The 22720-nt window shown below is 64.7% G+C and carries 21 protein-coding genes; 11 read left to right on the forward strand and 10 right to left on the reverse strand.

The genetic code is table 11. The features are described 5' to 3' along the window. Positions 1 to 44: 44 nt before the first annotated feature. From ABID26_RS18050 to ABID26_RS18060, 3 genes are all read right to left on the reverse strand, one after another. Positions 45 to 1295, reverse strand: a complete 1251-nt coding sequence (locus ABID26_RS18050) for an LLM class flavin-dependent oxidoreductase (protein ID WP_126096626.1) — start codon at positions 1293 to 1295, stop codon at positions 45 to 47. After that, on the reverse strand, positions 1292 to 2236 hold the full coding sequence (locus ABID26_RS18055; RefSeq protein WP_292300732.1) for an LLM class flavin-dependent oxidoreductase: 945 nt from the start codon (positions 2234 to 2236) through the stop codon (positions 1292 to 1294). Before ABID26_RS18055 ends, ABID26_RS18050 begins: the two co-directional genes overlap by 4 nt. A 424-nt stretch (positions 2237 to 2660) precedes the next feature. Continuing rightward, complete coding sequence (locus ABID26_RS18060) at positions 2661 to 3581, reverse strand: LysR family transcriptional regulator (RefSeq protein WP_126096624.1); 921 nt, start codon at positions 3579 to 3581, stop codon at positions 2661 to 2663. A 141-nt stretch (positions 3582 to 3722) separates the two neighbouring features. Here ABID26_RS18060 and ABID26_RS18065 point away from each other — a divergent pair, with 141 nt between their 5' ends. The 4 genes from ABID26_RS18065 (at position 3723) to ABID26_RS18080 (ending at position 8285) form a co-directional block, all read left to right on the forward strand. Then, a complete protein-coding gene (locus ABID26_RS18065) occupies positions 3723 to 4949 on the forward strand; it encodes a urate hydroxylase PuuD (RefSeq protein ID WP_126096623.1) in 1227 nt (408 codons plus the stop codon). A 2-nt stretch (positions 4950 to 4951) separates the two neighbouring features. Next, positions 4952 to 6265, forward strand: coding sequence for a guanine deaminase (gene guaD / locus ABID26_RS18070; RefSeq protein ID WP_126096622.1), 1314 nt, complete (start codon positions 4952 to 4954; stop codon positions 6263 to 6265). Between the two features lie 75 nt (positions 6266 to 6340). Next, positions 6341 to 6847 carry a heme-degrading domain-containing protein gene (locus tag ABID26_RS18075; RefSeq protein ID WP_126096621.1) on the forward strand — a complete coding sequence of 169 codons (507 nt, stop codon included), beginning with the start codon at positions 6341 to 6343 and terminating at the stop codon, positions 6845 to 6847. A 172-nt stretch (positions 6848 to 7019) separates the two neighbouring features. Then, positions 7020 to 8285, forward strand: a complete 1266-nt coding sequence (locus tag ABID26_RS18080) for a glycerate kinase type-2 family protein (protein WP_126096620.1) — start codon at positions 7020 to 7022, stop codon at positions 8283 to 8285. A gap of 293 nt (positions 8286 to 8578) precedes the next feature. Here ABID26_RS18080 and ABID26_RS18085 read toward each other — a convergent pair whose 3' ends face one another. The 5 genes from ABID26_RS18085 to ABID26_RS18105 all read right to left on the reverse strand — a co-directional run bounded on the left by ABID26_RS18085 (position 8579) and on the right by ABID26_RS18105 (position 14393). Further along, the gene (locus ABID26_RS18085; RefSeq protein ID WP_126096619.1) at positions 8579 to 9247 is read right to left on the reverse strand and encodes a UdgX family uracil-DNA binding protein; all 669 of its coding nucleotides are present in this window, start codon (positions 9245 to 9247) and stop codon (positions 8579 to 8581) included. A gap of 59 nt (positions 9248 to 9306) precedes the next feature. Next, on the reverse strand, positions 9307 to 10713 hold the full coding sequence (locus ABID26_RS18090) for a glutamine synthetase family protein (RefSeq protein WP_126096618.1): 1407 nt from the start codon (positions 10711 to 10713) through the stop codon (positions 9307 to 9309). Positions 10714 to 10724: 11 nt separating this feature from the next. Next, positions 10725 to 12101, reverse strand: a complete 1377-nt coding sequence (locus ABID26_RS18095; protein ID WP_126096617.1) for an aspartate aminotransferase family protein — start codon at positions 12099 to 12101, stop codon at positions 10725 to 10727. Positions 12102 to 12214: 113 nt separating this feature from the next. Then, complete coding sequence (locus ABID26_RS18100) at positions 12215 to 13189, reverse strand: WD40 repeat domain-containing protein (RefSeq protein WP_126096616.1); 975 nt, start codon at positions 13187 to 13189, stop codon at positions 12215 to 12217. Positions 13190 to 13352: 163 nt separating this feature from the next. Next, on the reverse strand, positions 13353 to 14393 hold the full coding sequence (locus tag ABID26_RS18105; protein ID WP_126096615.1) for a CobW family GTP-binding protein: 1041 nt from the start codon (positions 14391 to 14393) through the stop codon (positions 13353 to 13355). 381 nt (positions 14394 to 14774) lie between these two features. Here ABID26_RS18105 and ABID26_RS18110 point away from each other — a divergent pair, with 381 nt between their 5' ends. Then, positions 14775 to 15248 (forward strand): MarR family winged helix-turn-helix transcriptional regulator, encoded by a 474-nt coding sequence (locus ABID26_RS18110; RefSeq protein WP_126096614.1) that lies wholly within the window; start codon positions 14775 to 14777, stop codon positions 15246 to 15248. A 190-nt stretch (positions 15249 to 15438) separates the two neighbouring features. Here ABID26_RS18110 and ABID26_RS18115 read toward each other — a convergent pair whose 3' ends face one another. After that, positions 15439 to 16323: an AraC family transcriptional regulator gene (locus ABID26_RS18115; protein WP_126096613.1), complete on the reverse strand. Its 885-nt coding sequence runs from the start codon at positions 16321 to 16323 to the stop codon at positions 15439 to 15441. Positions 16324 to 16361: 38 nt separating this feature from the next. On the opposite strand from ABID26_RS18115, the gene ABID26_RS18120 reads away from it, so the two are divergent. The 5 genes from ABID26_RS18120 to ABID26_RS18140 all read left to right on the forward strand — a co-directional run bounded on the left by ABID26_RS18120 (position 16362) and on the right by ABID26_RS18140 (position 20494). Further along, positions 16362 to 16769: a DUF2000 family protein gene (locus ABID26_RS18120; RefSeq protein ID WP_126096612.1), complete on the forward strand. Its 408-nt coding sequence runs from the start codon at positions 16362 to 16364 to the stop codon at positions 16767 to 16769. Between the two features lie 251 nt (positions 16770 to 17020). Beyond that, positions 17021 to 17905 carry a DMT family transporter gene (locus ABID26_RS18125; protein ID WP_189521520.1) on the forward strand — a complete coding sequence of 295 codons (885 nt, stop codon included), beginning with the start codon at positions 17021 to 17023 and terminating at the stop codon, positions 17903 to 17905. 62 nt (positions 17906 to 17967) lie between these two features. Next, complete coding sequence (locus tag ABID26_RS18130) at positions 17968 to 18990, forward strand: LacI family DNA-binding transcriptional regulator (protein ID WP_126096610.1); 1023 nt, start codon at positions 17968 to 17970, stop codon at positions 18988 to 18990. Then, positions 18987 to 19970, forward strand: coding sequence for a 2-hydroxyacid dehydrogenase (locus ABID26_RS18135; protein WP_126096609.1), 984 nt, complete (start codon positions 18987 to 18989; stop codon positions 19968 to 19970). Before ABID26_RS18130 ends, ABID26_RS18135 begins: the two co-directional genes overlap by 4 nt. Positions 19971 to 20107: 137 nt before the next feature. Continuing rightward, positions 20108 to 20494, forward strand: coding sequence for a hypothetical protein (locus ABID26_RS18140; protein ID WP_126096608.1), 387 nt, complete (start codon positions 20108 to 20110; stop codon positions 20492 to 20494). Positions 20495 to 20520: 26 nt separating this feature from the next. On the opposite strand, the gene ABID26_RS18145 is transcribed toward ABID26_RS18140, so the two are convergent. Then, the gene (locus tag ABID26_RS18145; RefSeq protein WP_126096607.1) at positions 20521 to 21294 is read right to left on the reverse strand and encodes a gamma-glutamyl-gamma-aminobutyrate hydrolase family protein; all 774 of its coding nucleotides are present in this window, start codon (positions 21292 to 21294) and stop codon (positions 20521 to 20523) included. A gap of 245 nt (positions 21295 to 21539) precedes the next feature. On the opposite strand from ABID26_RS18145, the gene ABID26_RS18150 reads away from it, so the two are divergent. Next, a complete protein-coding gene (locus tag ABID26_RS18150) occupies positions 21540 to 22649 on the forward strand; it encodes a TRAP transporter substrate-binding protein (RefSeq protein WP_126096606.1) in 1110 nt (369 codons plus the stop codon). Positions 22650 to 22720 lie beyond the last annotated feature (71 nt).

Raw genomic sequence — 22720 nt, forward strand, 5'->3', positions numbered from 1 at the left:
GTGCTCCGCGGTTTTCCGTCCGCAATTGCGTAAAACCAAAGCCCTCACATCGGCCGTCTCAAGCCGAGATGCTCGCGCAGCGTGCGGCCTTCATAGTCCTTGCGGAACAGGCCGCGCCGCTGCAACTCCGGCACGACCATCGTCCCGAAGGCGTCCAATTCGCCCGGAAACCAGGAGGGCATCACATTGAAGCCGTCGGCGGCGCCGCCTTCGAACCGCGCCTGCAATTCGTCGGCGATCTGCTCGGCCGTGCCGACGACGCGCCAGTGGCCGCGCGCGCCGGCAAAGTAACGCGCGAGCTCGCGGATCGACAGACCGTCGCGCCGCGCCTGCTCGATGACCAGCGCCTGCCGGCTCTTCATGCCCTGGCTCTCCGGCAGCTCGGGCAACGGTCCGTCGATCGGATAGTGCCAGAGGTCGGAGATGCTGAGATAGCTGGAAAGCAGCGCGACGCCGACATCGTCGGGGATCAGTTCCTGCAGCGCGTCGTACTTGGCCTGGGCCTCGGCTTTCGTTGCCGCGACGATCGGCGCCACGCCGGGCATGATCTTCACGTCGTCCGGCTGGCGGCCATAGGCGGCCAGCCGACCCTTGAGATCGTCATAGAAGGCCTTGGCGTCCTCGAAAGTCTGCGCCGCCGAGAACACGACATCGGCGGTCCGTGCGGCAAGGTCCTTGCCGTCGTCGGAGGCGCCGGCCTGCACCATCACCGGCGCGCCCTGCGGCGACGGCGGTATGTCGAGCGGGTCGCGTACTGAAAAGCTCTGGCCGTCATGGCCGGCCGCCTTGCGGCGCCACAGGCCGGTGACGACGGCGGCGAATTCGCGCGCGCGTTCGTAGCGGTCGGCATGCGGCCTCAAGCCCGTCGAACCGAAATTCGCGGCCTCGATAGGATTTGCCGAAGTGACCAGGTTCCAGCCGGCGCGGCCGCCGCTCAGATTGTCGAGCGAGGCGAACATGCGTGCCAGCCCGTAAGGCTCGTTGTAGCTGGTCGAGGCCGTCGACACGAGGCCGATGCGCTCGGTCTGCGCGGCAAGCGCTGAAAGCAGGCTGATCGGCTCGAAGCCGATCGAGCGTGAGGTCTGGCTGGCGATGTTGATATTGGCCTCGCGCAGGCCGGCGGCGTCCTCGCAAAACACCATGTCGAACTTCGCCGCTTCCGCCGTCCGCGCCAGTTTAATGTAGTGGTCGATGTCGATGCCGGCCGTGACATGCGCGTCCGGATGGCGCCAGGCGGCGATATGGTGGCCGGTGGCCCACAGGAACAGCCCGAGCTTCATCTGACGCGCGCTCATTTGGCGCCTCCCTCGCCAAGTCTGAGATGTCCGCGCAGCGTTGCCCCGGCATCAGCCGATCGGGCCAAGCCGCGACGGCGAAGTTCCGGCAGGATGCGGTCGGTGAAGTGATCGAGCGCAGAAATATCAGCCGGCAAAGCGAAATTGAAACCATCGCAGCTTTTGGTGTCGAACCGGTCTTCAAGCCCGCCAGCCGCAAGTTCGTCCAAGCCAACCGTCATCAGCACCTTCATGGGTTCGCGTCCGGCGGCAACCGCGCGGCGCTTGAGAACGTCATAGGTTGCCTTGGCGCCCTCCGCCTCGATCAGCACGACGTCGGCGACTTTGGCGCCGAAATCGAAATCTGCCTCCCCCAGACCCGACATGACCAGCACCGGCGTGTCCTGCGGCGAGCGGGCGACGTTGAGCGGGCCCCGCACGGAGAAGAACTCGCCCTTGTGGTCGAGGAAATGCATCTTGTCTGGATCGTGGAACCGGCCGCCGGCCTTGTCGAACAGCAGGGCGTCCGCGTCCCAGCCTCGCCACAGGCCCTGCACGATACCGATGAACTCTTCCGCGCGGCGGCGGAAATCGTCGTCGGCAATGCCTTCCGGCCGGCTGAAATTCGCCGCCTCGCGAGGGTTCTGCACGAGCGTCGCGTTCCAGCCGGTGCGGCCGTGGCTGATGATGTCGAGCGAGGCGAAGCGGCGCGCCAGATTGTAGGGCTGGTGCGCGAGCGTCGAGGCGCCGGCGACGAGCCCGATCGTCTCCGTCACCGTCGCCAACGCGGCGATGAGCGTCGTCGCTTCGAACGGGCTGGTCGATGGCGCGTCGGCGGAGTCGGAAATGATAACCATGTCGACGCCCGCCGCTTCCAGGTTCCGCACGATGGCGCTGATCTGGCCGAAGTCTAGGATGTCTTGTCCGTCGGCGGCGATGTTGAGCGAAATGGCGAGATGCATAGTGCGGCCCTTCGGCTGCCTTCAAAATCGGCAGCCGTCTGGCCACCCAACCTAGGCCCGTCTTCGTGTAAGGCAACCGAACCGAGTAGGCCACCAGGCTGTGACATGCCGGCCAGCCGTCGCGTGCCTCGAGGTAGAGGTCTTGACGGCCCGGATGTTGCGTTGTCGGCCACATACCTCGGCGATTAGCCTGAACACGTATCGTGTCGTCATTCTATGGCGAAGCAAGGAGCGAGCGACGCGGCGCAGACCATAGAATCCATTCCGTGACTTCAAAGCGTTGCGACTGTTCAGAATTCTGCTCCTCAGCACCCTTACGATCAAAGTCACGGAATGGATCCTCGGGTCTGCGCTCGCGTCGCTCCGCCCGTGGATGACGACGTCACGAAGGCTTCGGCCAATCGCGATGCAACGCTGCCAGCCCCTACTTGCCGGCGAGAATATCCCTGATCAGCCGCTGGCAGCGATCGGCCATGAAGTCGAGCAACAGGCGCACCTTGGGGTCCTGCAGCTTCTTGTGCGGATAGACGGCCGCAAGCTGCACGGGCGTCGGTGGCGTCTTGGCGAGGATCACCTTCAGCCGCTGGTCGCGGATGAACGGCTCGACCTCGAAGCGCGGCTTGTTGATGATGCCGCGGCCCGACAGCGCCCAGCCGGTCAGCACGTCGCCGTCGTCGGTGTCGTAAGGCCCGTGCACTTCGAGTTTCTGCACGCCGTTCGGCGTCTGCAGCGTCCAGACATATTCGCGCGTGCCGGCATAGCGCAGCATCAGGCAGTCGTGCTTCTTGCCGATCAGCTCCTGCGGCTCGACCGGCTCGCCGCGCGCCTCGAGATATTTCGGCGCCGCCACCAGCACGCGCTCGCAGTCCATGATGCCGCGCATCCGAAGGCTGGAATCCTCGATGATGCCGAGGCGGAAGGCGACGTCGATGCCTTCCTTCATGATGTCGACATTGTGGTCGGAGAGCCTCAGCCGCACCTCGATGTCGGGGTATTTGTCATGGAAGTCAGGAATGCCGGAGGCGATCAGCCGCCGGCCGAGGCCGAGCGGCGCCGTCACCTTGATCGTGCCGCGCGGCTGGCCGGAAAGTGCCGCCACCGCGGCCTCCGCGTCGGTGATCGCGTCCAGCACCTGCTTGGCGCCGGTGTAGAATACCGTGCCGTGCTCGGTCGGCATCAATTGCCTTGTCGTGCGGTTGAACAGCCGCACACCGAGATGCTTCTCCAGCTCCTTGATGCGGTTGGAGGCGACCGCCGGCGAAATGCGCATGTCGCGGCCGGCCGCCGACAGATTGCCGAGCTCGACGACGCGGACGAAGACGGCGATGTTGTCGAGATAGGCCATGGGCTCTCAAACGGCTACGTGGGGCAAGCCTAGTATTTTCCATTTTTTTTTGAAAGTCATCGCGCGCCCCGCCTCTTTTCGTTTGCGCTCCAGACCGTAAAGTCGCCTGATCGGCAGGGACGATTTCCCAGGGGCGACTCGATGACGGATTTTGCGATTTTCTGGGACTGGCTGAGTTTTGCGGTCCGCTGGCTGCATGTCATCACCGGCATCGCCTGGATCGGCTCGTCCTTCTATTTCGTCGCCCTCGACCTCGGCCTGCGCCAGCGTCCCGGCCTGCCTGCCGGCGCCTTCGGCGAGGAATGGCAGGTGCATGGCGGCGGCTTCTATCACATCCAGAAATATCTGGTGGCGCCGGCCGAGATGCCGGAGCACCTGACCTGGTTCAAATGGGAATCCTACGCCACCTGGCTGTCGGGCTTCGCCATGCTCTGCGTGGTCTACTATGCCGGCGCCGATCTGTTCCTGATCGACCCCAACGTGCTCAACATCTCGGTGCCGGTCGGCATCCTGCTGTCGCTGGCCACCATCGGCGTCGGCTGGATCGTCTACGATCTGCTCTGCCGCTCGCCGCTCGGCAAAAGCGACAGCGGCCTGATGCTGGTGCTCTATTGCGTGCTGGTCTTCATCGCCTGGGGGCTGACCCACCTCTTCACCGGCCGTGCTGCCTTCCTGCATCTCGGCGCCATCACCGCCACGATCATGTCGGCCAATGTCTTCATGGTCATCATCCCCAACCAGAAGATCGTCGTCGCCGATCTCATCGCCGGCCGCAAGCCGGATCCGAAATACGGCAAGATCGCCAAGCAGCGCTCGCTGCACAACAATTACCTGACCTTGCCGGTCCTGTTCCTGATGCTGTCGAACCACTACCCGCTGGCCTTCGGCACTCAGTTCAACTGGGTCATCGCCTCGGTGGTCTTCATCATCGGCGTGCTGATCCGCCACTATTTCAACACCGTGCACGCCCGCAAGGGCAATCCGACCTGGACCTGGCTCGGCGCCGCCGTTTTATTCATGATCATCATCTGGCTGTCGACAGTGCCGAAGGTGCTGACCGGCGAGCCGAAGACCTCTGCCGCATCCTCTGCCGCCCAAGTCTATATGGCTTCGGCCCACTTTCCCGCCGTGCGCGACACCGTGCTCGGCCGCTGCTCGATGTGCCATGCCGAGGAACCCGTCTATGAGGGCATCTACCACGCGCCGAAGGGCGTGATGCTCGACACCGACGCACGCATCGCCGAGAATGCCCGCGAGATTTATCTGCAGGCCGGCCGGGCGCATGCCATGCCGCCCGCCAACGTCACCCAGATAACCGACCAGGAACGGGCCCTTTTGGTGGCCTGGTTCGAAGGCGCCGGAAAGTAAGCATGACATCAAAGCTCCTGCGCGGCCGCACGCTCTCCTTCCTGCGCTGGCCCGAAGCGATCGACGACCATGCCGCCTGGCGCTACGAGGAGGATGGCGGGCTGCTGATCGACGGCGGCAAGATCATTGCCGCCGGTGCCTATGCCGAGGTCGCGAAGAAGGCCGGGGCCGGGGTCGAGACGATCGACCATCGTCCCCACCTCATCCTGCCGGGCTTCCTCGACGCGCATGTGCATGTGCCGCAGATGCAGATCATCGCGTCCTACGGAGCCGAGCTGCTCGACTGGCTGAACAAATACACTTTTCCCGAGGAGTCGAAATTCCAGGACGCGCAGCACGGCCGCCGCATCGCGCGGCTGTTCCTCGACGAAATGCTGCGCCAGGGCACGACCACGGTCGTCGCCTATTGCTCGGTGCACAAATCTTCGGCCGAGGCCTTCTTCGCCGAGTCGCATGATCGCAACATGCTGAACATCGCCGGCAAGGTGATGATGGACCGCAACGCGCCCGACGGCGTGCTCGACACGCCGCAGACCGGTTATGACGACACCAAGGCGCTGATCACCGAATGGCACGGCAAGGGCCGCCAGCTCTATGCCATCACGCCGCGTTTCGCCATCACCTCCTCACCCGAGCAGATGGAAATGGCCGGCGCGCTCTGCCGCGAGCACCCCGATCTCCACATGCAGACGCATCTGTCGGAGAACCACGCCGAGATCGCCTTCACCCAGGAACTCTATCCCTGGTCGCGCGACTACACCGATGTTTACGAGCATTACGGCCTGCTGGGCCGGAAAAGTCTGTTCGGCCACTGTATTCATCTTTCGGAGCGCGAAGCGGACGCGCTGTCGCAGTCGGGCTCGGTCGCGGTGTTCTGTCCCACCTCCAATCTCTTCCTCGGCTCCGGCCTGTTCGACTACCAGCGCTACCGCCGGCGCGAGAAGCCGCTCCGGATCGCCGCGGCGACCGATGTCGGCGGCGGCACCAACTATTCGATGCTGCGCACCATGGACGAGGGCTACAAGGTGATCGCGCTGAACGGCGAGAAGCTGAACCCGTTCCAGTCCTTCTGGCAGTTGACGCGCGGCAATGCCGAGGCGCTGTCGGTTTCCGACAAGGTCGGCACCCTCGATGAAGGCACGGATGCCGACATCGTCGTGCTTGATGCCCATGCCACGCCGGCGATGCGGCTGAGGATGGAGACGGTGGAGACGCTGGCCGAAGAACTCTTCCTGCTGCAGACGCTGGGCGACGACCGCGCCGTGCGCGAGGTCTATGTGGCGGGCCGGCCGGCGAAGAGCGCGATCGTCGCATAGACTAAACGCGCTCTTCGCTTGACCCCGCGTCAGCCATCGGCCAAAGCGTGCGTCGACAGTAGACAGGGGAACGCCATGGCTGCCGCCGACGACATCGCTCTGATCAAGAAACAGGAAGCCACGTTGGTCTTCCCGGCCTTCGACGAGGCCGTGGCCTTCGAGATCGGCTCGGCGATCAGGGACCGGGCGCTAAAGGAAGACCTGCCGATCATCGTCGACATCAGGACTTTCGACCGGCCGCTCTTCTATGCCGCGATGCCGGGATCGAATGCCTCCAATCCCGACTGGGCGCGGCGCAAGATCAATGTCGTCAAGCGTTATCTCAGAAGCACCTACCGCATGGTGCTGGAGCAGCAGCGCCCTGACCGCACCTTCAAGGTCGGCGAGGGGTTGGACATTGCCGATTATGTACTGGCCGGCGGCGGCTTTCCCGTCACCGTGAGAGGCGCCGGCGTCATTGGTGTGATCGCCGTCTCGGGCCTGCCGGAGCGCCAGGACCACGGCGTCGTGGTCGATGCGCTCTGTGCCTATCTCGGCGCTGATCGGAAACAATTAGCGCTGTCGCCGGAAGACAAATCGTGACGTTGGCGCCGCCCCTCATCCGCCTGCCGGCACCTTCTCCCCGTGAAGAACGGGGAGAAGGGATGCGCTCAGACGCCGGTGACCCCCTCTCCCCGTTCTTACGGGGAGAGGGTAAGGGTGAGGGGCGGCGCCGACGTCGGAAAAATCTGCGCAACGCCGGTGGCCGCCAAATATGACCGTGACCGATCCCAAAGCCTTCCTTACCGCGATCTTCAACGCGGCTGTCTCCGCCGCCGATCCAGAAAAGACGATCCGAAATCATTTGCCGGCGAAACCTGAAGGCCGCACCATCGTCATCGGCGCGGGAAAAGGCTCGGCGCAGATGGCGGCCGCCTTCGAAAAAGTCTGGGACGGGCCGATCGACGGCCTTGTCGTCACCCGCTACGGCTATGGCGCCAGATGCGAGCGCATCGAGATCATCGAGGCGGCGCACCCGGTGCCGGATGCGGCCGGCCTCGAAGCCTCGCGACGGCTGCTGGAGAAGGTGCAGGGACTAACGTCAGACGACCTGGTGGTGGCGCTGATTTCGGGCGGCGGCTCGGCGCTGCTGCCGTCGCCCGCTCCCGGCCTGACTTTAGCCGACGAGATCGCCGTCAACGAGGCGCTGCTCGCCTCCGGCGCGCCGATCGCGGCGATGAACACCATCCGCAAGCATGTCTCGACCATCAAGGGCGGACGCCTGGCCGCCGCCGCCCATCCGGCCAGGGTCGTGTCGCTGGTCGTCTCGGACATCCCCGGCGACAATCCGGCGCTCGTCGCTTCAGGCCCGACCGTTCCCGACACCGGCAGCCGCGCGGATGCGCTGGCCTCGATCGCCGCCTATGGCATGAAGCTGCCAGATGCGGTCATGGCCCACATCAATTCGTCCGCCGCCGACGCGCCGCGTCCCGACGATCCCCGCTTTGACGGCAATGAAGTGCATTTGATCGCTTCGGCCGGCGTCTCGCTGGAAGCTGCGGCTGCCGAAGCGAAGCGGCAAGGCATCGGGGCCGTCATCCTGTCGGATTCGATCGAAGGCGAGGCGCGCGAGGTCGGCGGCGTCCATGCCGCGATCGCGCGCGAGGTGGCGACCCGCAACCGGCCCTTCGAGAAACCGGTGCTGATCTTGTCGGGCGGCGAGACGACGGTGACGCTGCGGGCAAAAGGCAAGGGTGGCCGCAACTCGGAATTCCTGCTCGCCTTCGCCATTGGCATCGGTGGTCTGGAAGGCATTTATGCCCTGGCCGCCGACACCGATGGCATAGACGGCTCGGAGAACAATGCCGGGGCGTTTGCCGACGGTTCGACGGTGTCGCGCATGCGTGCGGCCGGCGTCGATGCCAAGGCGATGCTGGCAGGCAACAACGCATGGACGGCCTTCAATGCGGTTGGCGATTTGTTTGTCCCGGGGCCGACCGGGACGAATGTCAATGATCTCAGAGCGATCCTGGTCAGGTAGCGGCGGGCCCCACGGAAGTCGTCATTCCAGGGCGGAGCAAGGAGCGAAGCGACGCGCGCAGACCCTGGAATCCATTCCGTGACCTTAGCCGAAGAGTGCACCGGAGCAGAATTCTGCACCGTTGCAACACGTCGAAGTAACGGAATGGATCCTCGGGTCTGCGCGCGTCGCTTCGCTCCTTGCTCCGCCCGTGGATGACGAAGCGACGGGCGTTTCGGCCAATCTCGAAGGCCGCGCGATCCTGTGCAACAGCATTCGTAGTATTTCCGTTTCCGTTCGGGTGCGTAGAACGATCAACCATCCATCAGCCGCTTCACCTTCCTCATATCCTTCAGAAACCGCTCCCGCTCGGCGTCCTTGTCCTCCTGCTCGCGGATGCGCAGGATAAGCGAAGGGTGGATGGTGACGAACACGCGCAGCCCGTCATCGCGCTCGATCACCTCGCCACGCCTCTTCAACACCGGCACCGCTTTGCCAAGCAGTGACTGCGCCGCGGTCGAGCCAAGCGCCACGGCAAGACGGGGACCGATCCGGCCGATCTCCTTGTCCAGCCACCAGCGGCAGGCCTGCACCTCGCCGGCATTTGGTTTGGAGTGGATGCGCCGCTTGCCGCGCGGCTCGAATTTGAAATGCTTCACCGCGTTTGTGACGTAGACCTTCCGGCGGTCGACGTCGGCATCTTCCAGGGTGGCGTCGAGCATCCGGCCCGCCGGACCGACAAACGGTTTGCCGGCCCGATCCTCTTGGTCTCCCGGCTGTTCGCCGACGAAGATTACCTCAGCGTCTTCCGGCCCTTCGCCGAAAACCGTCTGTGTCGCATTGCGCCACAGCGGGCAGCGGCGGCACCCCTTCGCCTCATCGCGCAACTCGGCGATCGGCTCTGCCTCGTCCGGAGGTTCGGCGTGTCCCGCTCGAGCGCGCCTGCCGGAAATCGCCGTCTCATGTGGGGTCGTGCCTGCCATCGTCCATCCTCGCCGGCTGTCGAAGTTGAATGGGCGAGGCTGGCGATGGTTCCCGATCCTCACACCTCGTGCAGGTAGAGGTGGTAATCCAGCTCGCTGACGGTGCGCGCAACGCGCAGATATTCCGCCTGCTTGATCGCCACGAAGGTCCGGTGCAGGTCGGGGCCGAGCGCCGCTTTCAGGAAATCGGAGTGTCTGGCCGCCTCGATCGCGGCGCGCCAGTCGGCCGGCATGGTCGACGCTTCCGTTGCCTGCTCATAGCCGTTGCCGGTCGTTTCCGTGCCGGGGTCCAGCCCTTCGTCCAGGCCCTTGATGATGCCGGCCAGCACCGTCGCCGCCACCAGATAAGGGTTGGCGTCGACGCCGGATGGCCGATGTTCGATGCGGCGGTTCCTGGCGTCGCCCGCCGGCACGCGCAGCGCCACCGACCGGTTGTTGACGCCCCAGGTCGGCGCCACCGGTGCATAGGACTGCGCGACGAAGCGCCGCCATGAATTGGCGTGCGGCGCAAACACCAGCATCGATTCCGCCATGGTGTGGATCAGGCCGCCAAGCGCGTTGAGCAGGCTCAGTGACCATTTCTCGCCGGCAGCCTCGGTGAACACGTTCCGACCGGCGTCATCCTGCAGCGAGACGTGGAAATGCATGCCTGAGCCGGCATAGGTTTCGATCGGCTTGGCCATGAAACAGGCGGTGACGCCGTGCCGGCGCGCCTGGGCCCTGACAAGCCGCTTCAGCATGACGAGGTCGTCCGCCGCCCGCATCACGTCCTTGCGATAGTTGAGCGTCAATTCGTACTGGCCGGGCGCGTATTCGGAAATGACGGTCTCGGCCGGGATGCCTTGCGCCTTTGCCGCGGCGTAAATATCGGAAAACAGCGGCTCCATGCCGTGCAGATGGTCGACCGAATAGACTTCGGTCTTGGCCGAGCGGCGGCCGTCGAGCACCGCGCGGGCGGCTTGCACCTTACCGTCCGCATCGCGCTCGTTGGCGAGGAGAAAAAACTCCAGCTCGAAGGCGCCGGCCGGATGCAGACCTTTGGCCGCCAATATGTCCACTTGCCTTGCCAGCGCCAGTCGCGGGTCCGACGACATCGGCTGGCCGTCGAGATGATACATCGCCATCAGCACCTGGCCGCGCGGCGGCTGCGTGCCGTAGAGCGGCACCAAGGTGCCAGGGATCGGCCAGGCTCTGAGATCGCCGTCGCCGCTGTCCCAGATCAGCCCGGTCTCGTGCACGTCCTCGCCGGTGATGTCGAGGCCGAGGATCGAGATCGGCATGTGCCGGCCGCCCTCGAAAATGCTCATCAGCTCGTGTCGCCGCACGATCTTGCCGCGGCCGATGCCGTTGGCGTCGGTGAGCACGATGTCGAAGGCCTCGATGTCGGGATGGGCGTCGAGAAAGGCTTTCGCCTCGGCGGGCGTCGAGCCGGAAGGCGAGGTCGTGACGGCGTTCGGATTGTCCATCGCCGCTTGTCTCACGCCGTGAGCCTTGCCGCAACCGCGGCGAAAGCGGCGATGAGACGGCTCACCTGGGCCGCGGTCGTCGCCGGCGAGATCAGCATCATATTGTGGAACGGCGCGATCAGCACGCCGCGATTGACCAGCGCGACATGGATGGCGCCTTCGAGTTCCGGCGCATGCGCCTTCTCCGCCTCGCCGCCGTTCTTGAGCGGGCCGGGCGCGCAGATGAACTCGACCCGGGCGCCGACCCGCGTGACATGCCAGGGCAGATGATAGCGGTCGATGACGGAGGAGAGCCCGGCGTCGAGGCGGCGCGCCAGCCGGTCCATATGGGCATAGGCCTCCTCGGTCATCACCTCTTCCAGCGTGGCGCGCATCGCCGCGAATTGCAGCGGGTTGGCCGACAATGTCGTGCCCATGCCGGAATAGCCGGGTTCCTTCGTAAGGTTATAGGCGCCGTAGCGTGTGGCCACCTCCTCGCTCATCCCCCAGATGCTCGCCGGCACGCCGCCGGCCACCGGCTTGCCGAGCACGAACAGATCCGGCTCCAGCCCATATTTCTTCGTATAGCCGCCGGGGCCGGTGGAGATGGTGTGCGTCTCGTCGATCAGAAGCAACGCGCCGGCCGCGCGGGTGAGGCGCCGCAGCGCGTCGTGGAAACCGGGCTCCGGCAGCACCATGCAGGAATTGGTCAGCACCGGTTCGGTGATGACGCAGGCGACGTCGCGGTCCGCCAGCGCTGCTTCCAGCGCCGCCATGTCGTTGAACTCGACGATCTTGGTAGCCCGCGTCAGGTCGCGGAATTCGCCGGCCAGTCCCGGCCGGTTGACCGGCTTGCCGTCGATCAGCCGCACCATCGTCTCATCGACCGAGCCGTGATAGCAGCCGTTGAAGACCAGGATCTTTTCGCGCCCCGTCACCGCGCGGGCGACGCGCAGCGCGAAGCGGTTGGCGTCGGTCGCGGTGGTGGCGATCTGCCAGTAGGGCAGCCCGAAACGCTGTTGTAAGAGCGGGCCGATCGCCAGCGCATCTTCGGAAGGCAGCATGTAGGTCAGGCCGCGCCCGGCCTGCCGGCGGATCGCGCGAGCGACCGCCGGCGGCGAATGGCCGAGCATCGAACCGGTGTCGCCAAGGCAGAAATCGTCGAGCCTGTTGCCGTCGATGTCGGTGATGATGGCGCCTCTGGCGCCGTCGGCCAGGATCGGAAACGGCGTCGGCCAGTCGGTCATCCAGTGCATCGGCACGCCGCCGAGGAAGCCCGACATGCCGTTGCCGACCTTGGCTTCCGATTTCGGCCGCGCCTTGCGGAAGGCCGCCGCTTCCGTCTCGCGCAGCTCGGCGATGCGGGCGGCAGCGATGCCGCGGATGGAAATCCGGTCGATTGAATGCATGAAGCCCCTCGTTCAGGCAGTAGGCAGTAGGCAGTAGGCAGTAGGCAGTAGGCAGTAGGCAGTAGGCAGTAGGGCTCTCTTTCCCTACTGCCCATTCCCTACTGCCTATTCCCTTAAGCCGTGATGTCTATCACGCCGCAATCACCCGCCGCACTTCCGAAGACGATGCGGCGCTCTTCCTTGTCCCACATCATCGAGGTGATGGCGCCTTTGCCGGGGCGGCGCAGCAGCACTTCCTTGGCATCGGCAAAGCGCGCCGCAATCACCATGCCGTCCTCGTAGCCGATGGCTGTGACTTCCTGGCTTGGATGGCAGGCAACGCAGGTGACCATGGTGTTGCCGCGCGTGCCGAGTTCCAGCGGCGCCTTGCCCATGGGGCCGTCCTTGCTGGCGAACGGCCAGACGATCGCCGCTGGCGCGCCGGAGCTCGCCAGCCATTTGCCCTTGGGCGACCACGACAGGCTCTTCACCTTGCCTGGATAGCCGCTCATGCGCATGTGCTTGCCGTCAGCCAGTTTCCAGCCATGCAGCGCGTTCTCCTGCATGGTGGTGATGAGGAAAGCGCCGTCCGGCGAAAAAGTGATGCCGGTGTGGGCGCCGGCCCATTCGAGTTCGACAGGCTTGCCCTCGGCCGCCGGGAAATGCAGCGTCGCGCCATTGTAGCGGGCGACGGCGAAGCGCATCCCTTTGGGCGAGAAGGCGAGCCCCTCGACCGAGCGCGGATGCGAAAATTCCTTGGTCTTGCCGTCGGCGAAACGGACGAAGGCGGCCTTGCCCGACGCATAGGCGATCGCGCCTTGCGGCCCGGCGGCAACACTGGTGATCCATTTCCTGCCGGCGCTGGCAAGTTCGCTCGCCTCGCCGCCGGCTTTCACGGCAAACACCCTGCCGTCCTCGCCGCCGGTGATCAGCCGGTCGTTCGCCGCGTCATGGAAGGCAGCGAGCAGCCCGTCATTGGCTTGCACGGTCTTGTGCCCATTGTCGAGCCGATGGATCGCGCCGTCGGCCAATGCGAAATGCGGCACGTCGCCGAGGAAGACGGCTGCGACGCAATGGCCTTCGAGATCAAGCGGAGCGACTGTGGGCACGAGATCATTCCATTCGAGTTTAGCGCTGCCCCTTACCCTCTCCCCGTAAGGACGGGGAGAGGGGATCGCCTGCGTTGCAGCGCGTCCCTTCTCCCCGTTCTTCACGGGGAGAAGGTGCCGGCAGGCGGATGAGGGGCAGCGCTAACGTTGCAAGGCTTGGAAATCAAGCCGCCTGGCAGGCTTCAAAACTCTTCCTGAGCCGCTCGGCGTCGAGATCGCGGCCAATGAACACCAGCCGGCTCTCGTGCTTCTCGCCGTCCTTCCAGGCGCGCTGGTGGTCGCCTTCGAGGATCATGTGCACGCCTTGCAGGACATAGCGGTCGTCGTCGCCCTTGAGTGCGATGATGCCTTTCAGCCGCAGGATGTTCGGACCCTCCATCTGGGTCACCTTCTCGATCCAGGGAAAGAACTTCTTCGGGTCCATCTCGCCGCCGCGCAGCGACACCGACTTCACCGTCACGTCGTGGATATCCGAAGCATGGTCGTGATGATGGTGATCGTGCCCGTCATGATCGTGATGATGGTGGTCATGGTCGTGATCATGATCGTGCGCCTCGAGGAAATGTGGGTCGTTCTCCAGCGCGCGGGAAAGGTCGAAGGCGCCGCGGTCGAGCACCTCGCCCAGCGCCACGCCGGCGCGCTCCGTGCGATGGATCCTGGCCGCCGGGTTGATGGCGCGGATCGTCGCCTCGACCTTTTCGAGCTCTTCCAGCGTGACGAGATCGGTCTTGTTCAGCACCACCACATCGGCGAAGGCGATCTGGTCCTCGGCTTCCTTGGAGTCCTTGAGCCGCAGCGGCAGGTGCTTGGCGTCGACCAGCGCCACCACCGCGTCGAGCTTGGTCTTGGAGCGCACGTCGTCGTCCATGAAGAAGGTCTGCGCCACCGGAACCGGATCGGCGAGGCCCGTGGTCTCGACGACGATGGCGTCGAAACGGCCGGGCCGCCGCATCAGGCCTTCGACGACGCGGATCAGGTCACCGCGCACCGTGCAGCACACGCAGCCATTGTTCATCTCGTAGATTTCCTCGTCGGATTCGACGATCAGGTCGTTGTCGATGCCGATCTCGCCGAACTCGTTGACGATGACGGCGTAGCGCCTGCCGTGGTTCTCCGACAGGATGCGGTTGAGCAGCGTCGTCTTGCCCGCGCCGAGATAGCCGGTGAGAACGGTTACGGGGATCTGCGTCTGTGCATCGCTCATGGGTTGCCTCGAAAATCTGTGCCTCGAAGGATTTGTCGGCCTCATATAGGGTGTGAGCCGCGCTTTTGCACGCGCCAAACCGATGGGCCAGCTGGCCCCCGATCGGCGCGGGTGTCGAGGATGGAATAGCGGTGCTCGATGCGGCCAGGCGGAGGGCGCGCACGGGTGTCATCTCGCCCATGCAGGCTTTCCGCTGTGAATCTCGCCGGTTCAAAAGTCGTTTGTCATCTAACTGAAATAAACATCTGGCATCACCTGCGCGGGCGCCGCAATTGCTTGCCGGCAAAGCGTTCTGCAAGCCGGCCTCTTTAAATCGTCATTTGCCAGCCGTCGGACAGCCTCTATGCTGCCCGCGCCGGTTCGGCCGAAGAGGGAAAGACCATGGCCAAGGCGGACAAGACAGCGACAATGAGCCGGCTGCATTCGGCGGCGCGGCTTGCACGTACAGCGCTTGCGGCGCGGCTCCTGGCGCACGGCTTTTATGCCGGCCAGGACCAGATCATGCTGGCGCTCGACCGGGAGGACGGCCAGACGCCGGGCAATCTCGCCGGCAAGCTCGGTGTGCGCCCGCCGACCATCACCAAGACCATCAACAGGCTGCAGGCGCAGGGTTTCCTCGAAAAGCGCGCCTCCAATGCCGATGCCCGCCAGGCCCACATCTTTTTGACCGATACCGGCCGCGAGACCATCCGCGCCATCGAGAAGTCGGTCAAGAAGACCGAAAAGCAGGCGCTGAAGGGCCTCGACAAGAAGGACCAGAAGGCGCTGTTCAAGCTGCTCGCCCGCGTCGAGGCGAACCTCTCCAACGAGGAGCTGATCCTCCTGGACGATGACGCGGAGCTGGATGAAGCGTGACGCGTGAGCGCGATGCGCAGCATCGTCGCTTAACCGCGAGACGTTGGTGACCCACGAGCGACGCGTAAGCGTCGTCTCGAGCGACGCAAGCGCGATGCGCAGCATCGCCGCTTAGCCGCTTCACGCGCCACCCAAGCATCGGCGGCTCAGCGGAAAGGGCGACGACGCTGCGCGTCGCGCCTCAGCGACATCACCGGACGTCTCGCGATTGAGCGACGACGCTGCGCGTCGCGCTTACCAGCGCCGCCCAGCGTCCCGGCGTCAGCCCGAACGCCTTCTTGAAATGCCGGTTGAAATGGCTCTGATCGCTGAAGCCGGCCGCAACAGCTGTTTCGGCAAGCGGCTCCCCCGTCTCGATCATGCGCCGCGCCCGCTGCAGCCGGCGCATCAACAGGAAGCGATGCGGGCTGGTCGAATAGGTCGCGCGGAAATGGCGTGACAGCGCATAGCGGTCGAGGCCGGTGACGGCTTCCAGCTCGTCGGAGCGCACCGGCCGTTCGGCATTTTCTTCCAGATAGTCGCGGGCAAGTGCCGCCGCCCGCCAGGCCGTCCTGCCCATCGGTTTTGCCGGCTGTCCGGCATGGCGCTTCAATTGTCGCGCCAGCTGCGCAATGAAATCGGCGACGAACAAATCGTCGAGCTCCTCGTCGAGCGGCGTTAGCGCCGACAGCAGCGTGTCGCGCAAGGCCGGATCGCTCACCACGGCATCGGGCACGAAAGGCAGCGGCGCGCCACCAAGGCAGTCGGAGAGCAGCGACGGTTCCAGATAGAGGATCCTGTAGCGCAGGCCGTCCTCCGTGCCGGCGCCGCCGTCGTGCAATTCGTCGGGATGCAGCACGATCACCTGGCCGGGCAGGCTGTGCCGCACGGCGCCCCGATAGTGGAAGCGCTGCACGCCATCGAGCGTCACGCCGATGGCATAGGTGTCGTGGCGGTGCAGGTCGAAGGCATTGCCGTGGAAGCGCGCCTCGATGCGCTCGAGGCCGGTGGCGCCCGGCGCCGAAACGATCCGGTCGTCCTCAGCGCACGAACGTTCAAGACCTTCCAGCGCCTCATCGCCTAGACCGTGCGCCATCACATGCCCTTCTTGGACCATCCGGAGTCTCAATTTTGGTGTTCGACACGAAATTTGCAATCGTTCTGAGGGAAGACCTCGCCGTCTGGCAGAAGCTCAACGTCACCGCCTTCCTGACCAGCGGCATCGTCGCGCAGTTCCCTGAGATCATCGGCGAACCCTATCGCGATAGCGCCGGCAATCTCTTCAATCCGCTATCGATCCAGCCCGTCATCGTGCTGTCGGCGGATGGGCCGACGCTCAGCATCATCCACCGCAGGGCCCTCGAGCGCGGCGTGACGACATCCGCCTATGTCGAGGAGATGTTCTCGACCGGCCATGACGTGGCCAACCGCGCCGTCTTCGCCGAATTCGCGCCTGACGACGCCAAGGTGGTCGGCATCGCGCTGCGCGCCGAAAAGAAGCTCGTCGACAAGATCACCAAGGGCGCCCGCATGCATGCGTGATTCAGGGGAGTAGGGATGGCTTTGATCCTTGCTCCGCCTTCAGGATTGGCGACTGCGAGGAACGTTCCTGCCAATCGCCAACAGCAGTGCGCTCTAAGCCTGTTCGGTGCGCTTGTTGGGCCAGTCGCTTTTGGCTTGCTGGCCGGTGGCGATTGCCGCAAAAGGGTGGGGTCTACCTTTCCTCCGGCCTGAACTTGAACACTCCCAAAATCCACGACGACAGCGCAACGCCGCCCGCGGCGATGCTTTTGATGCTTTGCGTCTATGTCTGCTTCACCTTTCTCGACACCTCGAGCAAATATCTGGTGCTGGCCGGCGTCTCGGCGCTGATCGTCGCCTGGACCCGCTTCGCCATCCATGTCCTGCTTGTCGGCGTCTTCCTGCGCGGCTGGCGCGAACCGTCGCGCTTCCGCGCCAACAACCTGCCGGCGCACATTTTGCGCGGATGCCTCCTGTTCGGCTCGACCATGTTCAACATCCTGGCGCTCAGGACCCTGCAGCTCGCCGAAACCACCTCGATCTATTTCTTCGGCCCGATGGTGATCACCGCATTGGCCGGACCGCTGCTCGGCGAATGGGCGGGCTGGCGGCGCTGGCTGGCGATTCTCACCGGCTTCGTCGGCGTTTTGATCATCACCCGGCCCGGCGTCGGCGTCTTCGGCATCGGCCATCTCTTCGCGCTCGGCTCGATGCTGTCGAACTCCTTTTACGTCATCATGACCCGGCGCATGTCGGCCAGCGAAACATCGGAGAGCCTGATCCTGTTCTCGGCGCTGGCGCCGGCGGTGCTGCTCCTGCCGATGCTGCCCTTCTCATTGTCTCTTCCTCAGGATGGCTGGCACTGGGCGATCCTGCTGATGCTCGGCGTCTTCGGCGCCGGCGGTCATTGGCTGCTCGTCCAGGCCTATCGCCTGGCGACGACGACGGCTCTCGCGCCTTACCCCTATTCGCAGATGGTGTGGATGATCATTTCCGGCTGGCTGATCTTCCACCAGCTTCCCGACCGCTGGACGCTGCTCGGAGCGGCCATCATCGTCGCCAGTGGCCTCTACATCATCCATCGCGAGCACAGGCTGCGCCTGCGCAATTCCGCCTCGCTGGACACCGAGGCCGAGACCCTGGCGAAAAAACTTTGATTTGCCTCCGATCGATGGCATAAGCCCCATTTAAACAGTTTAAAAGTCCGGGGGACCAAGGGCTGGCACAGAAGATCAAGCTTTCGACGATCGCGGATGCGCTCGGCGTCTCCACGGCAACGGTATCGCTGGCGCTGCGCGACAGCCCGCTGGTCGCCGGCTCCACGCGCGATCGCATCAAGGAGCATGCCCGCGCCATCGGCTATATTTACAACCGCCGCGCCGCCTCGTTGCGCACCTCGCGCTCCGGCATTGTCGGCGTCGTCGTGCACGACATCATGAACCCGTTCTTCGCCGAGATCCTGCGCTCGATCGAAAGCGAGCTCGACCGCAGCCGCCAGACGTTCATCCTCTCCAATCATTACGATCAGCTCGAAAAGCAGCGCACATTCATCGACACGCTGCTGCAGCTCGGCGCCGACGGCGTCATCATGTCGCCGGCCATCGGCACGCCGGCCGAGGACATCATCATGGCCGAGGAGAACGGCCTGCCGGCGGTGCTGATCGCGCGCACGGTCGAGGGCGCCGGCGTTCCGGTGTTTCGCGGCGATGACGCCTATGGCACCGGCCTTGCCACCAATCACCTGATCTCGCTCGGCCACAAACGCATCGCCATGATCGGCGGCACCGACCAGACCTCGACCGGCCGCGACCGCTACCAGGGCTATGTCCACGCCATGGAGGCGGCCGGGCTGGAGGTGAAACCGACCTGGCGCATTGCCGGCCCGCGCACCAAGCAGGCCGGTTTCGAGGCCGCAGGACAGTTTTTGGCGCTGAAAGACAAGCCGACCGCCGCCTGCTGCTGGAATGATCTCGTCGCCATCGGACTGATGAACGGCATTGCGCGGGCTGGTCTCGTGCCGGGCGTCGACATCTCGGTCACCGGCTATGACGATCTCGAGGAGGCCGCAATCGCAACTCCGGCATTGACAACGGTCTGGAATGGCCAGCGCGAGGTCGGCCGCCGCGCCGCCAGCGCGCTGCTCGACAAGCTGAACGGGCAGGCTGTGCGCCCCTCGCAGGAACTGATCAAGCCGGAGCTGCACGTGCGCCAGTCCACCGGCAAGCCGGTGGAGCGTCAATGACAAAAGCTGAAGCGAAGCTCCCGGTCGCCATCCTGGTGCCGGGTCATTTCAACGACCATGCGATCGGCCGGATCGACAAGGCGTTCCAGCGTGTGCGGATCGAGCGCGCCGACCCGTCGCTGGTCACCGGCGAGATGCGTGAAGCGGTGCGCGGCATCGCCTGCTTCGGCGGCATCAACGCGGCCGTGATCGACGCGCTGCCCAATCTCGAAATCATCGCCAATTTCGGCGTCGGCTATGATTCGGTCGACGCCGGTCACGCGGCGAAGCGCGGCGTGATGGTCACCAACACGCCGGACGTGCTGACCGAAGAGGTCGCCGACACCACGATCGGGCTGTTGATCAACACGGTACGCGAAATGTATGCCGCCGAGAAATGGCTGCGCGACGGCGACTGGGTGAAGAAGGGCAATTATCGCCTGAGCCGGCTCACCTTGCGCGGCCGGACCATTGGCATCTTCGGCATGGGCCGCATCGGCCTTGCCGTCGCGCACCGTATCGAGGCCTTTGGCCTGCCGATCGCCTACCACAATCGCCGCAAGGTCGAGGGCCTGCCTTACGAATACCATGCGACGCTGAAGGGCTTGGCCGAAGCGGTCGATACGCTGATTTGCATCGCCCCGGGCGGTGCATCGACGGAGAAGGCCATCAATGCCGAGATCCTGTCGGCGCTGGGTCCGAACGGCGTCTTCGTCAATATCGGCCGCGGCAGCACGGTGGACGAGGCGGCCCTCGCCGCCGCCCTCGAGAAGGGCGCAATCGCCGCCGCCGGGCTCGATGTGTTTGCCGACGAACCGAACGTGCCTCAGGCCTTGCTCGACGCGCCCAACACCTCGCTCCTGCCGCATGTCGGCTCGGCGTCGGACCATACACGCCGGGCCATGGCCGATCTGTGCGTCGACAATCTGATCTCCTGGTTCGGCCAGCGCCGGCCGCTGACCCCGGTGCCGGAGACGATCAGCGTCAAGCCGCGCGCCTGACAAGCCGCATTGTTAGCGCCTGGTTAACCATTCGGAATCATTGTGCATACTTCGTTATGCATGTCGCCTAAGTTCGCGGACGGCGACATGCATGGACCAGAAGAGCCGCGCGACGCGCTTTGGTACGGAGAGGCAGGGTGAAGCTGTTGGCCGGGTTGGTTGCGTCGGTTGCGTTGTTCGGGGGCGCGCAGTTCCTGCATGGCGGCGATGGCCGGAGCGCGGCCGAAGAAGCTGCCCCATCCGGCACCTATCGGTTGACGGCCAATGGTGACGAAGCGGCCTGCGCCGTCCAGCGCGGCGCCGAGCTATCGGACGGCTTGTCGCTGCTCCGCGTCGCACCGAACTGCCACAAGCTGATGCCCGGCATCGAACGCGTGAAATTCTGGCGCGAGCAGGCCGATGGCTCGGTCGCCTTCAGCGAGAACGGCACTGATCCGATCGTCACCTTCAGCGTCGCCGATGGCGACGGCTACGAATCATACGCGCCGGCCACGCCGCTGCTTTCGCTGAACAACGGCGAGTAAACCACGGAACTGCTTGGCCGGCGGGTCTATTCCGCCGCCGCGCGTGTCCCGGCTTTCGCCGCTGCGTGGAGCCGCACGGCATCGCCGAAGGCGCGAAAGATCTTGGCCGAGTTGCTGTCCGACTTCACCCAATATTCCGGGTGCCACTGCACGCCGACGGCGAAGGCGCGGGCATCCTTGACCGAGACCGCCTCGATCGTGCCGTCGGTGGCTAAAGCCTCGACCTGCAGCTTGGAGCCGAGCCGGTCGATCGCCTGGCGATGCAGCGAGTTGACCTTCATTTCACCGGCGCCGAACACGCCTGCGAGGCAGCTTCCGGGCTTGATCGAAATCGTCTGGTGGATGCCGAAGCGCTCGTCCTGATTGTCGCTCACCGGCGCGCGGTGATCGAGCGAGCCCTCGCGCTCCTGGATCTCGGTGCCGAGCGTGCCGCCCAGCGCCACGTTCAGCTCCTGGATGCCGCGGCAGATGGCGAGCAGCGGCACGCCGCGCTCAATCGCCTTGCGGATCAGCGGCAGCGTGGTCGAATCGCGCGCGGGATCGTAGGGGCCGTTGGCCTCGGTTGCGTCGCCGCCATATAGCGAGGGATGCACGTTGGACTTCGAACCCGTGACCATGACCCCGTCGACCGAAGACAGCAGCTCGTCGAAGTCGAGCCGGTCGCCGAAGGAGGGCACCAGCAGCGGGAACACGCCGGCGCCGGCGATCGCCGCTTCGATGTATTGCTGCGGCGCGGCATGCCAGGTGTAGTTGTCGAACTGGCGGACATCGGTCGAGACGGCAACGAGCGGCTGCTGCATTTTGGATACGGTTTCCATCGAGAGCTAACGAATTATTCTGCCTACAAAATAGGCGATCCCAAGGCGCTTTGCCATGGCAAGTTTCGCCGTTCCGGCTGGGCCACGGCGGTTGGCGTTAGACTATAGTTGCACGTTGCCCGCGATGCTGGACTCGACACCTTGCCCGTGTATTGTTTCGCGCAGCCGGCCAGGGCAGCGAGGATGCCTGTAAGTCGGTCTGTTGATCCAAAATGGGAGGAAACTGCATGGATCGTCGTTCATTCATCCGCAAGGCCGGTGCGTCCGGTGTCGGCGTCGCGGCGGCGGCCGCTGCGCTTGCCACGCCGGCGATAGCTCAATCCAATCCGAAAGTGACCTGGCGGCTGGCATCGTCCTTCCCGAAATCGCTCGACACGATCTATGGCGGCGCGGAAGTCTTCTCGAAAATGCTGTCGGAAGCGACCGACGGCAATTTCCAGGTCCAGGTATTCGCCTCGGGCGAGCTGGTCCCCGGCCTGCAGGCGGCGGACGCCACCGCCGCCGGCACGGTCGAGGCCTGCCACACGGTGGCATATTACTATTGGGGCAAGGACCCGACCTGGGCGCTGGGCGCCGCGGTGCCGTTCTCGCTCAACGCGCGCGGCATGAATGCCTGGCACTATCACGGCGGCGGCATCGACCTGTTCAACGAGTTCCTGGCCACGCAAGGGTTGTTCGGGCTGCCGGGCGGCAACACCGGCGTGCAGATGGGCGGCTGGTTCCGCAAGCAGATCAACACGGTCGCCGACCTTTCCGGCCTCAAGATGCGCATCGGCGGTTTCGCCGGCAAGGTGGTGCAGAAACTCGGCGTCGTGCCGCAGCAGATCGCCGGCGGCGACATCTATCCGGCGCTCGAAAAGGGCACGATCGACGCCGCCGAATGGGTCGGCCCCTATGACGACGAGAAGCTCGGCTTCTACAAGGTCGCGCCTTATTACTACTATCCCGGCTGGTGGGAAGGCGGCCCGACCGTGCACCTGATGTTCAACAAGGCCAAGTACGAGGAATTGTCGCCGGCCTACAAGTCGCTCGTGCATACGGCGGCGCAGGCCGCCGATGCCAACATGCTGCAGAAATACGACTATCTCAACCCGGCGGCGGTGAAGCGGCTGGTGGCTGGCGGCGCCAAGCTGGCGCCGTTCAGCCAGGAAATCATGGCGGCTTGCTTCGAGAAGGCCAACGAGGTCTATGCCGAAATGGAAGCCAACAACGCGCCGTTCAAGAAGATCTGGGACTCGATCAAGGGCTTCCGCAAGGAGCACTATCTCTGGGCCCAGGTCGCCGAATACAATTACGATACCTTCATGATGGTGCAGCAGCGCAACGGCAAGCTGTAGGCGAGGCCCTCCTTCTCCCCTTGTGGGAGAAGGTGGATCGGCGCGCAGCGCCGAGACGGATGAGGGGTGTT

It is taken from the genome of Mesorhizobium shonense, assembly GCF_040545255.1.
GTDB lineage: Bacteria > Pseudomonadota > Alphaproteobacteria > Rhizobiales > Rhizobiaceae > Mesorhizobium > Mesorhizobium shonense.